General features: G+C 69.2%; 16 protein-coding genes. 11 read left to right on the top strand and 5 right to left on the bottom strand.

Going from position 1 to position 15,473, the window contains the following annotated elements:
• Nucleotides 1-5: 5 nt before the first annotated feature.
• Nucleotides 6-305 (bottom strand): hypothetical protein, encoded by a 300-nt coding sequence (locus G369_RS36440; RefSeq protein ID WP_019657347.1) that lies wholly within the window; start codon nucleotides 303-305, stop codon nucleotides 6-8.
• A 124-nt stretch (nucleotides 306-429) separates the two neighbouring features.
• Between G369_RS36440 and G369_RS0127820 the strand changes: the two genes are divergently transcribed.
• On the top strand, nucleotides 430-2,274 hold the full coding sequence (locus G369_RS0127820; RefSeq protein WP_019657346.1) for an adenosylcobalamin-dependent ribonucleoside-diphosphate reductase: 1,845 nt from the start codon (nucleotides 430-432) through the stop codon (nucleotides 2,272-2,274).
• Between the two features lie 36 nt (nucleotides 2,275-2,310).
• Here G369_RS0127820 and G369_RS0127815 read toward each other — a convergent pair whose 3' ends face one another.
• Complete coding sequence (locus tag G369_RS0127815) at nucleotides 2,311-3,558, bottom strand: MgtC/SapB family protein (RefSeq protein ID WP_019657345.1); 1,248 nt, start codon at nucleotides 3,556-3,558, stop codon at nucleotides 2,311-2,313.
• A 103-nt stretch (nucleotides 3,559-3,661) separates the two neighbouring features.
• Between G369_RS0127815 and G369_RS0127810 the strand changes: the two genes are divergently transcribed.
• From G369_RS0127810 to G369_RS0127775, 8 genes are all read left to right on the top strand, one after another.
• Nucleotides 3,662-4,699, top strand: a complete 1,038-nt coding sequence (locus G369_RS0127810; protein ID WP_019657344.1) for a zinc-dependent alcohol dehydrogenase family protein — start codon at nucleotides 3,662-3,664, stop codon at nucleotides 4,697-4,699.
• Nucleotides 4,700-4,757: 58 nt separating this feature from the next.
• A complete protein-coding gene (locus G369_RS0127805) occupies nucleotides 4,758-5,138 on the top strand; it encodes a hypothetical protein (protein ID WP_019657343.1) in 381 nt (126 codons plus the stop codon).
• A gap of 14 nt (nucleotides 5,139-5,152) precedes the next feature.
• Nucleotides 5,153-5,833: a PRC-barrel domain-containing protein gene (locus G369_RS37245; protein ID WP_019657342.1), complete on the top strand. Its 681-nt coding sequence runs from the start codon at nucleotides 5,153-5,155 to the stop codon at nucleotides 5,831-5,833.
• A 104-nt stretch (nucleotides 5,834-5,937) separates the two neighbouring features.
• On the top strand, nucleotides 5,938-6,168 hold the full coding sequence (locus G369_RS0127795) for a hypothetical protein (RefSeq protein WP_020723310.1): 231 nt from the start codon (nucleotides 5,938-5,940) through the stop codon (nucleotides 6,166-6,168).
• 25 nt (nucleotides 6,169-6,193) lie between these two features.
• Nucleotides 6,194-7,366, top strand: a complete 1,173-nt coding sequence (locus tag G369_RS0127790; RefSeq protein ID WP_026346695.1) for an SAM-dependent methyltransferase — start codon at nucleotides 6,194-6,196, stop codon at nucleotides 7,364-7,366.
• A 49-nt stretch (nucleotides 7,367-7,415) separates the two neighbouring features.
• Nucleotides 7,416-8,777, top strand: coding sequence for an FAD-binding oxidoreductase (locus G369_RS0127785; protein ID WP_019657340.1), 1,362 nt, complete (start codon nucleotides 7,416-7,418; stop codon nucleotides 8,775-8,777).
• A 148-nt stretch (nucleotides 8,778-8,925) separates the two neighbouring features.
• Nucleotides 8,926-9,765 (top strand): universal stress protein, encoded by an 840-nt coding sequence (locus G369_RS0127780; RefSeq protein ID WP_019657339.1) that lies wholly within the window; start codon nucleotides 8,926-8,928, stop codon nucleotides 9,763-9,765.
• A gap of 80 nt (nucleotides 9,766-9,845) precedes the next feature.
• The gene (locus tag G369_RS0127775; RefSeq protein ID WP_019657338.1) at nucleotides 9,846-11,429 is read left to right on the top strand and encodes a bifunctional aminoglycoside phosphotransferase/ATP-binding protein; all 1,584 of its coding nucleotides are present in this window, start codon (nucleotides 9,846-9,848) and stop codon (nucleotides 11,427-11,429) included.
• A gap of 4 nt (nucleotides 11,430-11,433) precedes the next feature.
• Here the strand turns inward: G369_RS0127775 and G369_RS0127770 are convergent, their stop codons facing one another.
• Entirely contained in the window at nucleotides 11,434-11,940 is a 507-nt protein-coding gene (locus G369_RS0127770) for a universal stress protein (RefSeq protein WP_019657337.1), read from the bottom strand.
• A 165-nt stretch (nucleotides 11,941-12,105) separates the two neighbouring features.
• On the opposite strand from G369_RS0127770, the gene G369_RS0127765 reads away from it, so the two are divergent.
• Complete coding sequence (locus G369_RS0127765) at nucleotides 12,106-12,690, top strand: hemerythrin domain-containing protein (RefSeq protein ID WP_019657336.1); 585 nt, start codon at nucleotides 12,106-12,108, stop codon at nucleotides 12,688-12,690.
• 48 nt (nucleotides 12,691-12,738) lie between these two features.
• On the opposite strand, the gene G369_RS0127760 is transcribed toward G369_RS0127765, so the two are convergent.
• Nucleotides 12,739-14,403 (bottom strand): PHA/PHB synthase family protein, encoded by a 1,665-nt coding sequence (locus G369_RS0127760; RefSeq protein WP_020723309.1) that lies wholly within the window; start codon nucleotides 14,401-14,403, stop codon nucleotides 12,739-12,741.
• A gap of 166 nt (nucleotides 14,404-14,569) precedes the next feature.
• Here G369_RS0127760 and G369_RS0127755 point away from each other — a divergent pair, with 166 nt between their 5' ends.
• Nucleotides 14,570-15,028, top strand: a complete 459-nt coding sequence (locus tag G369_RS0127755; RefSeq protein ID WP_019657334.1) for a hypothetical protein — start codon at nucleotides 14,570-14,572, stop codon at nucleotides 15,026-15,028.
• A gap of 22 nt (nucleotides 15,029-15,050) precedes the next feature.
• Here the strand turns inward: G369_RS0127755 and G369_RS0127750 are convergent, their stop codons facing one another.
• Nucleotides 15,051-15,425, bottom strand: coding sequence for a TraR/DksA family transcriptional regulator (locus tag G369_RS0127750; RefSeq protein WP_019657333.1), 375 nt, complete (start codon nucleotides 15,423-15,425; stop codon nucleotides 15,051-15,053).
• Nucleotides 15,426-15,473 lie beyond the last annotated feature (48 nt).

Here is a 15,473-nt window from a genome sequence, read left to right as displayed (position 1 = left end):
GGTGCTCAGGCTGTGCGAGCGGCGGACGTACGGTCGGCGGCCGGTCCCATGGATGAGGACATGGTGGACATGGCTGGCATGCCCGGAATGCCGTGCGCGGGCGCGACTTCGCCGGTGTCGAACCAGCGGCAGATCGAATCGGCACCCAGCCTCCGCGGCTGCCGCTCGTACAGGAAGCCCCGTGCGACCTCGCCGGACAGGTTGACGGGAATGCCCGCTTCCTGGAGCAGGGCGATGCGTCCCGGCTCGGTGGTGCCTGAGGGAATCCGGACCGTGATGTCGGCAAGGCGATAGTGGCTTGGCATGGTGCTTCTTCTCCTGGTTGTGGCTGTCCGGTTGAATCTAGGAGTTCGAGGCGGCCGGGGTCTTGCGATGGATCAAGGCGCTCCCCGGATGCGTGTCCATCATGGGTGCTCCACCCGTGCGTCGATGGCCATGACCAGTTACACCGCCGACAGCCCAAGCCCGCCCGAACTGCCGCTGCAGCCGATCTGCCGCGACGTGCTGATGGAAAAGTACGCGCAGGAGGGCGAAAACGGCATCGACGACATTCATCGCCGGGTGGCGCGGGCGCTGGCCCAGGCCGAGAAGCCCGGTGAGCGGGAGACCTGGGCGGCGCGCTTCCTGCAGGCACTGCGTGACGGCTTCCTGCCCGCGGGGCGCATCCAGGCCGCGGCGGGCACCACGCTGGCTGCCACCCTGATCAATTGCTTCGTGCAGCCCGTGGGCGATTCGATCATCGGCAACGACGAGGGCTATCCGGGCATCTACATCGCGCTGGCGGAAGCCGCAGAGACCATGCGCATGGGTGGCGGCGTGGGCTACGACTTCTCGCGCATCCGCCCGCACGGGGCCTGGGTGGCCGGCACGCGTTCCAGCGCCTCGGGCCCCGTGCCGTTCATGCGCGTCTTCGACTGTTCGTGCCGGACCGTGGAATCGGCCGGGGCGCGACGGGGCGCGCAGATGGCCGTGCTGCGTTGCGACCATCCCGACATCGAGGATTTCATCGGCGCGAAGGACGACGGCGAGCTGAGCAACTTCAACCTGTCGGTGGCGCTGACCGACGCCTTCATGCTGGCCGTGCTGGACGACAGGGAGGTCGAGCTGGTGCACCGGGCCGAGCCCGGTCCGCGCATCCGCAGCCCGCAGCAGCACCGGCGCGAGGACGGGCTGTGGGTGTACGGCCGCCGCCCCGCGAAGGCATTGTGGGACCGCATCATGCGCTCCGCCCATGCACACGGCGAGCCGGGCGTGCTCTTCCTGGATCGCATCAATGCCGACAACAACCTCTACAGCTGCGAGACGCTTGCCGCTGCGAACCCCTGCGGCGAACAGCCCCTGCCGCCTTACGGCAGTTGCTGCCTGGGGTCGATCGACCTGACCCGTTTCGTGAGGGACCCCTTCGAACCGGGGGCGCGCTTCGACGACGACGCCTTCTCCCGGCTCGCCGCGCTGGCCGTGCGCATGCTCGACAACGTGCTGGACATCACCGCCTGGCCGCTGGAGCGCCAGGGTCGCGAGGCGCTGCTGAAGCGGCGCATCGGCCTGGGCTTCACCGGGCTGGGGGATGCGCTGGTCATGCTCAACCTGCGCTACGACGAGCCGCAGGGCCGCGCCACCGCACAGCGCATTGCGCGCACGCTGCGCGATGCGGCCTACGCCGCTTCGTGCGCGCTGGCACGCGAGCGCGGGGCATTCCCGCTCTTCGATGCCGGCACGTACCTCGGGTGGGGCACCTTCGCGTCGCGCCTGTCCGAGCCGATGAAGACGCGCATCCGCGCCTGGGGCATGCGCAATTCGCACCTGCTGTCGATCGCGCCCACGGGCACCATCAGCCTGGCCTTCGCGGACAACGCGAGCAACGGCATCGAACCGGCCTTCGCATGGAGCTGCACGCGGCGCAAGCGCCTGCCCGAAGGCGGGACGCGGGAGTACGAGGTCGAGGATCACGCGCTGAGGCTGTATCGCCAGCGCAGGGGCGAGCGCGCAGCGCTCGGGCCGGCCTTCGTCACCGCACTGCAGATGAGCGCGAAGGCGCATGTGGACATGGTGGCGGCGGTGGCGCCCTACATCGACGCCGCCATCTCGAAGACGGTCAATGTGCCGGTCGACTGCGCCTACGAGGACTTCAAGGAGCTCTACATGCAGGCTTGGCAGCTGGGGCTCAAGGGCCTGGCCGCCTACCGATCGGGCTCGACGGCGCAGGGCTCGGTGCTGGAAGTGCGCACGCGGCCGGCGTGCAGCGGCTGTGCGGCGCCGGTGGCTGCGGCTTGAGACGGCTTGGTGGGGCTCGATGCGGCTCGATGGGGTTCAGGCCCGCAGCCAGGCGGCCGCGATGCATGCGCAGCCCAGGCTGGTCACCAGTGCCGCGCCCACGCGCAGCGCGTAGGCGCGGCCGCCCGCGCCGAGCGCCACCGCGCACCGCGTGAGCGTGTTGGTTCCCACCGCCACCAGCACACCCTGGATGAACAGGTCCGTCGTCAATGTGCCGGCGGCGTGCAGCGATGCGAGCGAAGCCACGGGAGCGTGCGCATCCACCAGGGCCGCGAGCGCAATGCCGGCCTGCAGCCCTGCATCGCCGAAGTGCCGCTGCGCCGAGCCCACCAGCAGCGCGACGAGCGCCAGCGCGAGCGCGACGGCCAGCGCCTCGCGCGGACGCAGCGCGCTGCGCTGCATGGCGGGCGGCTCGACGGCCGCGGCGTCGCGCGACGTCAGCAGCGGCAACAGGCCGGCGGCCACGGCGCCCGCCGCACCGGCCAGCGCCACGGGCACCAGGGCGGCCCCCGCCTGCGGTGACAGAGCGCTCGTCATCGCGATCGCCAGCACCCAGGTCGCCACCGCCGACAGCGCCGCGGCGCCGGCCAGCAGCCCGGTATGCAGCGGCTGCGCCCGCGCGCGGTTGCCGAACGAGGCCACGGTGGCGGTGCTGGAGACGAAGCCCGATGCGAAGCCGGCACCCAGCAGGCCGCCGCGCACGCCGAGCCAACGCACGGCCGCCTGCCCGGCGGCCTGCATCGCCATGATCAGCAGCACCATCGAGGCCAGCGGCCGGGGGTTGATGCCGCCGAGCACCTCGATGGGCCGCGAGGGGATGAGCGGCAGCGCGATCAGGGCGAGCGCCGCCAGCAGCACGCCGTCGTGCAGCTCCTGCTCGCTCAGCAGCTGCGTGGCGAACCGGTGCAACCTCCGGCGCGCCGCCAGCAGCAGCGCCAGGCCCGTTCCGCAGGCGGCACCCAGCGCCGGTTCGAGAACGCTCAGCACGCCGACCAGGTAGGTCGCGAAGAGGGCGATCTCGGTGGTCATGCCCGGATCCAGCGAGCGGCTCTTCCAGTGCGACACCGCCGCCAGCGCGGCGACCAGCACGCCTCCGATGGGCACCAATGACGGGACGGGGAGGATCTGCGCGACGGCGCCGGTCAGCGCCACGATGGCGAAGGTGCGCAGCCCCGCCGCCGCACGGCGGTCGCCGTCGCCCTTGCGGCGCTCGCGCTCGATGCCGATCACGAGGCCGACGCCCAGTGCCACGGCGAGTCCGACGATCGCGGCCGACGAGTTCATGCACGCAGTCTCTCCGGCGGCCTGGCCGCGTCAAGGCGCGCGAGCCGCAGTCCCTTGCGCTGGATCAAGGCAGCTGCCTCTTCGGGGGCCTAACGTGCGGGGCATGAAAGCACTCGTCTACCAGGGCCCCGGCCTGAAGTCGCTCGAAGACCGCCCGAAGCCGGAGATCCAGGCGCCGGGCGACGCCATCGTCCGGATTCTCAAGACCACCATCTGCGGCACTGACCTGCACATCCTCAAGGGCGACGTGCCCAGCTGCACGCCGGGACGCATCCTCGGCCACGAGGGCGTGGGCGTGATCGAGACCGTGGGCGCCGGCGTGACCGCGTTCCACCCCGGCGACCACGTGCTGATCTCGTGCATCTCCTCGTGCGGCAAGTGCGAGAACTGCCGCCGCGGCATGTATTCGCATTGCGCCACCGGCGGCTGGATACTGGGCAACACCATCGACGGCACGCAGGCGGAGTACGTGCGCATACCGCACGCCGACACCAGCCTCTACCCCGTGCCGCCGGGCGTGGACGAGGAAGCGCTGGTGATGCTCAGCGACATCCTGCCCACCGGCTTCGAGTGCGGCGTGCTCAACGGCAAGGTTTCGCCGGGCAGCACGGTGGCCATCGTCGGCGCGGGCCCGATCGGCCTGGCCACGCTGCTCACGGCCCAGTTCTACTCGCCCTCGCAGATCATCCTCGTGGACCTCGACGAGGGAAGGCTGGAGGTTGCACGCCGCTTCGGCGCGACGCACACGGTCAACAGCACCGGCGGCAACGCGGCGGAGTCGGTGCTCGCGCTGACCGGCGGACGCGGAGTCGACGTGTCGATCGAGGCCGTGGGCATCCCGGCCACCTTCGTGCTGTGCCAGGACATCGTGGCGCCCGGCGGGACCATCGCGAACATCGGCGTCCACGGCCATGCGGCCGATCTTCACCTGGAGCGCCTGTGGTCGCAGAACATCGCGATCACCACGCGGCTGGTGGACACCGTCTCGACGCCGATGCTGCTGAAGACGGTGCAGTCGAACAAGGTCGATCCGTCGAGGCTGATCACGCACCGCTTCAGGCTGGACCAGGTCATCGATGCCTACGACACCTTCTCTCGCGCGGCCGAGACGCATGCGCTGAAGGTCCTCATCGAGGCATAGCGCCCGGGGCCTTGCCCTTCCTTTCTCGCCTCTTCACTTCTCTGAACGGATCCGAGCCATGTCCCTTTTCCACGCCGTCGCCTGGGTCGATCACCACGCCGCGCAAGTCTTCCAGTTCGATGCGTCCCAGGTCCTCGCGCAGCAGGTCAGGGAGCACGCCCGCTACACGCGCCAGCACGGCAGCAGCGTGCGCAGCGAACACGAATTCTTCGGCGAAGTCTGCGACGCCATGAAGGGGGTCGCGCAGGTGCTCGTTACCGGTTCCCACACGACGCAGGCCGACTTTCGCCACTATGTCGACAAGCACAGGCCCGAAGTGGCACGGCAGATCGTCGGCTGGGAGACGGTGCAGCGCATGAGCACGAACGAGCTCGTCGCACTGGCGCGCCGGTATTTCGCGGTGCACGAGGGCATGGCCGCGCCCATGAAGGCGGGTTGATCGGGAGGCGCGGCGTGAAGATCCGCCACTTCGCCACGCTGGGACTGGTGCCGGCGCTCGTCGCCGCGGGCACAGGCATCGCGGTCGCGCAGGTGGCCGGCGTCACGCATGCGGGTGCGACCCTGACGGAGACCGGCCAGCTGATCTCGGGATGGAGCGCGAAGCAGAGCATCCTTGGACAGGCCGTGTACGACGCCTCTGGCGAGCGCATCGGCAGGGCGCTCGACCTGATCGTCGCGCCGGACAGGCGCGTGACCTTCCTGATCGTCGAGATCGGGAACTTCCCTTCGGGTTCGCGGCACCTGGTCGCCGTACCGGCCTCGCAGCTGGTGGTGCGCGGCGCCCGCCTGCTGCTGCCCGATGCCGATCGCCAGGCACTGGCTCTGCAACCCGCGTTCGTCCATGCGCCGATCACCCGCACGCAGAGCGCGATCGTCGAGCAGGCGCTGCAGGACGTCGATCGGGCGGGGCGGACCCTCGCGCGGCTGGAGCGCCAGCTTGCGCTCGGCGAGGGCGGCAAGGCCCGCGCGAACCTCGAAAGACAGATCCTCGTGCTGCGGCAGGCCTCGCAGGCGGTGGAGCAGAAGGTGGCCGAGATGGATGCCGCCGATGCTGATCATTGGCAGGCCGTGGAGGCTCAGATCGGCCAGGCGGCGGCGCGGCTGCGCAGTGCGACGCGCGACGCGCCGGCCTGAAATAGGCGCAAGGCATGCTGCGTGGGCTTGATGTGTGTCAAGCCGCAGCCGCGGCATGTGCCTAGGATGGACTCGGCTCTCGAAGACCCAAGGAGAAAACTCTCATGCCCGCGGAACCCTTTCCTTTGATCCAGGCGCAGCCGGTCCCCCTGGACGGCAACTACCTCCAGGCCCTCGTGAACTGGCAGATCGCGGTTGCGGGCAGCGCGTTGCAGGTGCAGTTGCGGCAACTGGAATTGATGACCGACTGGCAGCGCTCCTTCGGCGCCGTGCAGCGCGAGCTCACGGACCAGTGGATCTGCAGGTTCGGCGGCGGCGTGCCGCTGGACGGCTAGGCGAAAGCGGGACCGGACGCGCCCCATGACGCTGTCGCCGCCGCTGCGCCACATGCTCGACGACCTTGGCCGGCGGTCCGCGGCCTGCTTCGCCATCGCGATGCCCGATGGCAGCCGCCACCGTGTGGGCGAGGGCACGCCGGCCTTCACGGTCGTCTTCCACACCGAGGCGGCCCTGTTCGCTACCGCGACGCGCGGCCACATCGGCCTGATGGAAGCCTATTTCGAGCGGGAGGTGGATGTCGAAGGCGATTTCGGCGCCGCCCTGGCCGCGGGCATGGCGGCCGGCTTCGATCATCAGGCGGGCGCCCTCAACGGCATCGAGAACAGCCTGCACGAGCTGAGGCACTCCAACCGGGACCCCGTCCATGCCAAGGCCAATGCCCGGGCGCACTACGGCCTGGGCACCGGCTTCTACCGCCTGTGGCTCGACGATCCTCTGATGATGTACACCTGCGGCTACTGGCCCGAAGGCACGCGCAGCCTCGAGGAGGCGCAGCGCCGCAAGATCGACCACGTCTGCCGCAAGATCCTCCTGCGGCCCGAGGACCGTTTCATCGACATCGGCTGCGGCTTCGGTGGCTTCATGTTCCGCGCCCAGGAGAAGGTCGGCGCCACGGGCGTGGGGCTCAACACAGCCACCGAGCAGGTCGAGTGGCTGCGCGACGAGATCGAGCGGCGTGGCCTCGAAGCCTCGCTGCAGGTGCGCGAAGCCGACTTTCGCGACGTCGACGAGCAGTACGACAAGGTCGTCTCCATCGGCACGCTGGAGCATGCGGGCCGCGACCAGTTGCCCGAGGTGGTCCGGGCCCATGCGCAGTTCCTGAAGCCCGGCGGGCTCGGCATCCTGCACTTCATCGGCCACGTGGGCCGCTTCGAGACGGAGCTCTTCATCCGCAAGCACGTGTTCCCGGGCGGCTGGATACCCAGCCTCGCCGACGTGATCATGGAGATGGAAAGCAACGGCCTGGAGGTGCTGGACATCGAGAACCTGCGCAGGCACTACGCGCCCACCCTCGATGCCTGGGCGAGCGCTTCGAGAAGCATTGGCCCGCGATACAGCGCCTCGACCCGCAACGCTTCGACGAGCGATTCCGGCGAATCTGGCGCACCTACCTTGTCGGCTGCGCCGAGATGTTCCGCTCGCCCGCGGGCTATACGCACCTTTTCCAGATCGTCTTCAGCAAGGGCAACGTGACGCCGCGGAGCTACCCGATGGACCGTGCACACCTGTACGTGCCCGGGCCATGATCCCCGGCAGCGAAGCGCGGGCCCACGAGGCCCGCAGGAGCCGCCTGCTGGATGCGCTGCGCGAGAGCGGCACGGGCCCGGGGCCACCGATCGCATTGGCCAAGCGCACGTCGAACCTGTTTCGCGACCGCGAGGCCGGCGCCCGGCGAAGGATCGACCTCGGCGAGTTCGACCATGTCATCGATGTCGACGCGGCGCGCGGCACCGTCGAGGTCGAAGGCATGGCGACCTACGAGACCCTGGTGGACGCCACGCTGGCGTGCGGCGTGATGCCGGCGGTGGTGCCGCAGCTCAAGACCATCACGGCGGGCGGGGCGGTGGCGGGCGTGGGCATCGAGGCAAGCTCGATGCGTCACGGGCTGGTCCACCACACGATGCTGGAGCTCGACGTGCTGCTGCCGGACGGCCGCATCGTCCGATGCAAGCCCGACAACGAGCATCGCGACCTGTTCTTCGGCTTCCCCAACTCCTATGGCTCGCTGGGTTACGCGCTGCGGCTGGTGTTGCGCACGCAGCCCGTGCTGCCGTTCGTGCGGGTGGAGCACATCGCCTGGGAGCATCCGAGTGAATTCTTCGAGGCCCTGGCGGAGGCGGCGCAAGGCGATGCGGACTTCGTCGATGCCGTGGTGTTCGGCTCCCGTTCGATGGTGCTGAATGTCGCGCGCTTCGAGCAGGCCGCGCCCTGGGCGAGCAACTACGAACTCGAGCGCATCTACTACCGCTCGCTGCTTGAGATGCCCGTCGATCACCTCGCCGTGCGCGACTACCTGTGGCGCTGGGACACCGACTGGTTCTGGTGCTCGCGCAACTTCGCGGCGCAGAACCCGCTGGTACGGCGACTGTTCGGCCGCAGCCATCTCAACTCCCGCACCTACACGCGGCTGATGCGCATGAACGCACGCTGGGGCCTGACCAGGCGCTTGTCCGCGCTGCGGGGGATGCACGCCGAATCGGTGATCCAGGACGTCGACATTCCGATCGGCCGCGCGCGCGACTTCCTGGCGTTCCTGCTGCGCGAGATCGGCATCCTTCCGGTCTGGATCTGTCCGGTGCGGGTGCCCCAGCCGGGCGCAGCCTTCGTGCTGTATCCGCTCGACGCGGGCACGCTGTACGTCAACTTCGGCTTCTGGGACGTGGTCGAGCGCCGGGACGCGTACGAAGAAGGGCATTTCAACCGGCTGGTGGAGCAGGAGGTGCTCCGCCTGGGCGGCATCAAATCGCTCTATTCGGACAGCTTCTTCACGCGCGAGGAGTTCGACCGCGCCTACGGCATGGCTGCCTACGAGGCACTCAAGCAGCGCTACGACCCCGAGGGGAGGGCGCCGCGCCTGTACGAGAAGTGCGTGCTCAAGCGCTGAGCCGACGCGGACTTGATCGTCGTCAACCTCCGTGCCCACACGGGGCGCGAACATGGACGCGGGGCCGGCATCTCCTTTCGCTAGTTGCTTCCGGCATTTCCTTCCGATTTCCGCGTCGCGACCCGGCGCACCACCTTGCGGGGCAGACATGAATTTCAGAACCATCCTCGTCCACCTGGACCGTTCCGATCGCAGCCCGGTGCGCGCGGCACTGGCCGCCCGGTGGGCGCGTTCGCACGAGAGCCACCTGACGGGCCTGATACCCACCGGCCTCTACGACGGCGTTATTCCGGCCGATGCCATCGCCACCGGCATGACCGACTACATCGCCGAATCGGCCGACTACCTGCGCCGCCGCGCCGAGGCCATCGCGCGGGAGTTCAGGCAGGTCATCGCAGCCACGGGGCCGCTGTCGTACGAGGTGCAGCTGGTCGATGGCGTCACGGAGGACGCCGTGGTGCGCTACGGGCATGCCAGCGATCTCGTCGTGGTGGGGCAGGGCGACGATTCGACCCGGCGGGACACCACGGTGCACGACCTCGCCGAGCACGTGCTGATGGAAGTCGGGCGGCCGGTGCTCGTGGTTCCTTCGGCCGGCGAGTTCGACGGGGTGCCGAGGAACATCGTGGTCGCCTGGGACGGTTCGCGCGAGGCGGCCGTGGCCCTGCACGCGGCCTTGCCCGCCCTGCGCAGTGCACGCGTCACGCTGCTGTCCCTGCGCCATCCGCGCGACGAGGACGGCGCGCAGCGCCTGCTGATCCACGACATGATCCAGTTCCTGCAGCGCCACGGCGTACAGGCGCGGGCCGAATCCGAAGTCACGGAGATCGGCATTGCGGACGCCTTGCTTTCTCGGGTGTCCGACTTCGGCGCCGACCTCCTCGTGATGGGCGCCTACAGCCATTCGCGCCTTCGCGAGCGGATACTGGGCGGTGTGACGCGCCAGATACTGTCGCAGATGACCGTGCCCGTGCTGATGACGCACTGAGTCGGGTCCTGCGGGGTCTTCCGGCGCTGCGCCTGCACCCCGTCATCCCCTTTCGGGCTCCACCCGGCTGAAGCCGCCCCATGGACACCACATTGATCGACGCCCTGCGCGCGCAGCTGCAGCGCGAGACCGGACAGCCCGTGGCGCTGGTCGAGACGCACATTTCATGGGTGCTGTTGACGCCCACGCAGGCCTTGAAGCTCAAGAAGCCGGTGCGGCTGCCGTTCCTCGATTTCGGCACGCCGGAGTCGCGCAGGCACTTCTGCGAGGAGGAACTGCGCCTGAACCGGCGCTTCGCGCCGTCGCTCTACATCGACGTGGCGCCCGTTTGCGGCACCCCGGAGTCGCCGCGCATCGGCGGCGGCGGCATGCCGATCGACCATGTGGTGCGCATGCGGCGCTTCGACGAGTCCGCGCTGCTGCGCAACCTGGTGGCGGCGGACGCGCTGGAGCCCCGGTTGCTCGATGGCTTCGCACAGCGGCTGGCCGGCCTGCATGGACAGGCGCCGCGCGCGGCCCCGGTCTCGGGCTTCGGCGCGCCCGATGCGATCGTCCGGGCGGCGGCCGAGGTGCTGGCCTCCCTGCACGCCCAGGTGCACGAAGGCGAAGGCCGCAAGGACGAGGGCGCTCGTGCCGCATCGCTGGCCGAGATCGGCCGCTGGATCGAGGACCAGGGCCGCGCGCTGCGCATGGCCTGGATCGCCCGGCAGCAGGCCGGTGCCGTGCGCGAATGCCATGGCGACCTGCACCTGGCCAACGTGGTGCTGATCGACGGCGCGCTCACGCCCTTCGACTGCATCGAGTTCGACCCGGCCCTGCGGTGGATCGACGTCATGAGCGACGTCGCCTTCCTCGCCATGGACCTGAAGGCCCACGGCCATGGCGAGCTCGCGTTCCGCTTCCTCGATGCATGGCTGCAGCACAGCGGCGACTACGCGGGATTGCAGGTGCTTCGGTTCTACGAGGTCTACAGGGCGCTGGTTCGGGCCATGGCGTCCGGCCTCATGCCAGGCGAACCTGGTGAGCCGGGCGATCCGGACGCAAGGAGGAAGGCGCCCGACTACCTTGCATGCGCGCGGCAGCTGGCCGCGCCTTCGGAAGCGGGCCCGCGGCTGCTGATCACGCACGGCTTCTCGGGTTCAGGAAAGTCCAGCGTGGCTGGGCAGCTCCTGTGCGCCGCCGGCGCCGTGAGGGCGCGCTCCGACGTGGAGCGAAAGCGCCTCTTCGGCCTCGTACCGATGGAGCGCTCCGCCGCCGCAGGGCTGGACATCTATGGCGCGGAGGCGACCCGCCGGACCTTCGAGAGGCTGCGTGCCTGCGCCCGCGATGCCCTGCTCGCGGGCTACCCGGCGATCGTCGACGCGGCGTTCCTGCGCAGCGCGGAGCGGCGCAGCTTCGAGGCCCTGGCCACGGAACTGCGCGTGCCCTTCTCGATCCTGAACTGCAGCGCCACGCCGGCCACGCTGCGCCACCGCGTGACCGAGCGGGAGGCCGCGGGCGCCGACGCATCGGAAGCCGGGCTGGCCGTGCTGGAGCGCCAGCTGGCCACGCACGAGCCGCTGGATGCGGACGAACGCCGGGCCGCGATCGAGGTGTCCACCGAAGAGGCCGTCGACGTCGCGCAGCTGCTGGCGCAATGGCGCTCGGCGGGCTTCGGCTGGTGACCTTTCACTGGCTGGCCAGCTCTCCGCTGGGCAGCTTGAACCGTTCGTGCTCGGCCTTCGCACTCTCGGGCGCGCGCACCAGCAGCACCGGCACGGGCGACAGGCGCAGGATGTGTTCCGCGCTGCTGCCCATGACCCAGCGACCGAGCCCCCGGCGGCCGTGGGTGCCGATCACGATCAGGTCGGCCTTCCAGGATTGCGCCTGCGAGATGACCTGGTCGTGCACGCTGCGCTTGAAGCTGTCGAGCACCATCGCATCGACTTCGACACCTTCCTGGGAAGCCTGGTTCTGGCCCTCCTCGAGCAGCTTCCTTGCGTTGGCATGAAGCTCTTCCGACCAGTTGCCCGCATAGCCTGCATAGGCATCCATGGTCAGCGCGAACGAGAGTTCGTCGATCACATGCACCAGGCGCAGGCGCCCGCCCGTGAGCTTGGCCAGCTGAATGGCTTCCGCGAGCCCGCGGCTGGAGGTGGAACTGCCGTCGATGGGAACAAGAATCCGCTGGTACATGGCACGACTCCGGCTTGTTGGTTGAGGTTGCTCCAGTATCCGGACGTACGTTCGACGCGGCTTGACGTCGATCAAGGGACGGACCCGCGGCAGGCCGGACTTGATATGGAACAAGCCCTTGCGCGGCGAAAGCGCGACCCTCGGAGCATGCACAGGAACACTCTCATGCCCCACGCCACCGTCCGCATCATCCGGCAGGAGCACGCCGCGCTCGCCGCCATGCTCCGATCCATCGTCATGCTGCTCGAGCAGCACCGCAGGAAGGGCACGCTGCCCGATTTCGCGACGCTCAGGGCCATGCTGTTCTACGTGGACGAGTTTCCGGAGAAGCGCCACCACCGCAAGGAGACCGAGCTGCTGTTTCCCAAGCTGCGCGCCAGGACGCCGATCTCGCGGGAACTGCTCGACAGGCTCGACAGCGACCATGCAAGGGGCGAACGCCGGATTCGCAACGTGGAGCACGCGCTGCTCGCCTTCGAGATGCTGGGCGAGCCGCGGCGCGAGGAGTTCGAGAAGACCGTCGGCGAATACGTCGACTTCTACCTCGATCACATGGCGCTGGAGGAGCGCGAGATCCTGCCCTTGGCCGAGCGGGTGCTGACCGAAGACGACTGGCGCGACCTGGACGAGGCTTTCGCGCAGAACCGCGACCCGATGACCGGCCACGTGCCCGACCTGGAATACAACGCGCTGTTCACCCGCATCGTCAACATCGTGCCCGCGCCCATCGGACTGGGCCCGGCGCTGTAGGGCCGGCCGCCTTTTCCATCGATTTCTTCCGGCCCTCTTCTCTCCTGCTCATCGCACCAGCACGTAGGTGCCGGGCGCATCGCACAGCGCAGCGAGCCCGCGGCGCGGCGCGCCCATCGTGGGCGCACGGCGCCTGGGGCCCGAGCGTGCCGCGAGCCATTGCTGGAATGCGGGCCACCACGACCCATCGACTTCGCGCGAGCGGTCGAGGAACTCGTCGGGCGCGACGTACGCGCCATGCCTGGGCCGGTGCAGCATGCGAAAGCTGCGGTGCGCATGCCCGGGTTCGCTCACGATGCCCGCGTTGTGGCCGCCTTCGGTGAGCACGAAGCTCAGCTCGGCGTCGCACAGCAGGCTGAACTTGTAGACGGAGCGCCAGGGCGCGACGTGGTCCGTGCGGGTGCCGAGCAGGAAGACAGGCAGGTCGATGTCGCCAAGCGATACCGGCCGGCCGTCGACGAGGTAGTGGCCCTCGGCCAGCGCGTTGTCGAGGAAGAGGCTGCGCAGGTAGTCGGCGTGCATGCGGTAGGGCATGCGCGTGCCGTCCGCGTTCCATGCCATCAGGTCGTTCAGCGCCGGGCGTTCGCCGAGCAGCCAGGTGCGCACCCATGGCGCCCAGATCAGTTCGCCGGGGCGCAACGACTGGAAGGCCGCTGCCATCTGTGCAGCGCCGAGGAAGCCCTGGTGCGCCATGATGTTCTCCAGGAAGGCGAGCTGGCTCTCGTCGATGAACAGGCCGATCTCCCCGGGCTCGGTGAAGTCGGTCTGCGCGGCCAGCAGCGAGAGCGAGGCGAGGCGGTCGTCCCGGTCGCGCGCCATTGCCGCCGCCGCGATGGCCATCAGCGTGCCGCCGAGGCAGTAGCCGAGCGCATGCACGCGGTGGCCGGGCATCACGGTCTCGATGGCGTCGAGACTGGCGCGGATGCCCAGCCGCAGGTAGTCGTCCATCCCGAAGCCTGCGTCCGAGGCATCGGGGTTCTTCCAGGAGACGGCGAATACCGTGTGGCCCTGCCCGACGAGGTAGCGGATCAGCGAATTGTGCGGCGAGAGATCCAGCACGTAGTACTTCATGATCCAGGCGCTGATGACCAGCACCGGCTCGGCATGCACTGTCGGCGTCGCAGGCGCGTACTGGATGAGTTCGACGAGCTCGTTGCGCATGATGACCTTGCCCGGCGTGAGCGCCACCTCGTGCCCCGGCCTGAACTTTTCCGCACCGTCCGGCGGCATCCCGAGAGCGCCTCGCAACAGGTCCTGCGTGCCTTGCAGTGCGCCGGTGAACAGGTTCATGCTCGCGGTGGCTGCGGTCTTCTTCAGCACCTGCGGATGGGTCGCGGGGAAGTTGGCCGGCGACACCATCTCGAGCCATTGCCGCACGGTGAAGGCCACCAGCTGGCCGTGGTGCCGGTCCACGCCGGGCACATCGCCAACCAATTCGAGCAGCCGCCGTCCGACAGCTTCGAAGGCCTCGCGGTAGGCGCAGAAGGGCCACGGCGCCCAGTCGTCCCCGGTCAGCCTCGGGTCGTGCGCCTGCGCTTGCGCGCAGGGCAGGGCCTGGTGCAGCGCCAGGCTGGCGCCACGCCCGGGCTGGGTCGCGAAATGGATGGCCCAGTCGGACCACGCCAGCATCAGCGCCGCCGGCGACATGCCGCCGCCGAGTCGGCCCCAGGCGGCGTGAAGCAGGCGGTCGAATTCATTGTGTGGGCGGGTCACTCCAGCTCCTTTGGGGAAACGCGCCCCGGGGATTGCGGGCGCCGCGCTGAAGTCTGCTGTGCCGCGCGCGGATCGCCTTGCGCAGCGTCAAGGTCGCGCCGACGGGGTGCTTCTACGCTTCCGACGTCTTGCCGTTTCAAGCCATCCCAACCCATCGGAGCGCAACATGCCGATCAAGATCGTCGATCTCTCCGCCCGGTCCAAGGTGATCCGGGACGAACCCTTCCACATGCACTTCTGGCAATGCTCGCCCGCCGAGTTCCGGACCTACCTCGGCCGGCCACGCGAGTTCCTGCACCGGCTCGGCATCGTGGTGCCCGGCGAGTGCCGGATCGAAACGACCATCGAGAACCACGACTGGCTCGAACACGAGGCGCCAGAGTTCGTGAGCGAGGGCGGCAACGACACGGTGATCTGCAATGTGGGCAGCGGCGCGGCCACGCGCTCGGTGTACCGGGTCGTGAGCTTTGCGCGCGACAAGGCATCGACCGGAAATGTCGAGAAGACCCTGCTGCACCCGACGGATCGCCAGCAGGTCAAGGAGTCGAATGCCTCGTCCGAGCCCAAGGCCAAGGGCAGGAAGGCGAGGAAGGGAAAGGGGAAAAAGGCGGGCGAGGAGCGGTGAGGCAGCCTGCCCGGTCGCCGCTTCAGCGGCGCTGATGCGATTCGATGGCCGCCTGGCAGGCCGCGCAACGGATCGCCGTGGGCTGCGCGAACAGCCGGGCGCGCGGAATCTCGGCGCGGCAGTCCTCGCAGACGCCGTAGCGGCCGTCCGACAGGCGCGAGAGCGCGAGCTCGATCTCTTCCAGCCGGGTGCGGTCGATCTCGATCTCGGCCAGGTGCACGTCGGCCGCGCGCTCCGCTTCGGCGTCGTCGGCATGGGTCGTCACTTCGCGGCCGCCGTCGGCGGACAGCAGTTCGGCCGTGGGGGCCGAGGCGCGGAGTTCATCGAGAACCTGCCGCTTCATCGACTCGAGTTGCCGATGGAGGGTGCGGCGGTCGGTGGCATCGAGGTGTTTCATGGTCGGGGTCCTTGCGGTGAATGAATTGCGGATGGGATGCGCGCGACG

It is taken from the genome of Variovorax atrisoli 110B, from assembly GCF_000382045.1.
Classification (GTDB): domain Bacteria; phylum Pseudomonadota; class Gammaproteobacteria; order Burkholderiales; family Burkholderiaceae_C; genus Variovorax; species Variovorax atrisoli.
Note: the sequence above shows the minus strand (reverse complement) of the source record. Positions and strands in the feature narration are given on the sequence as shown.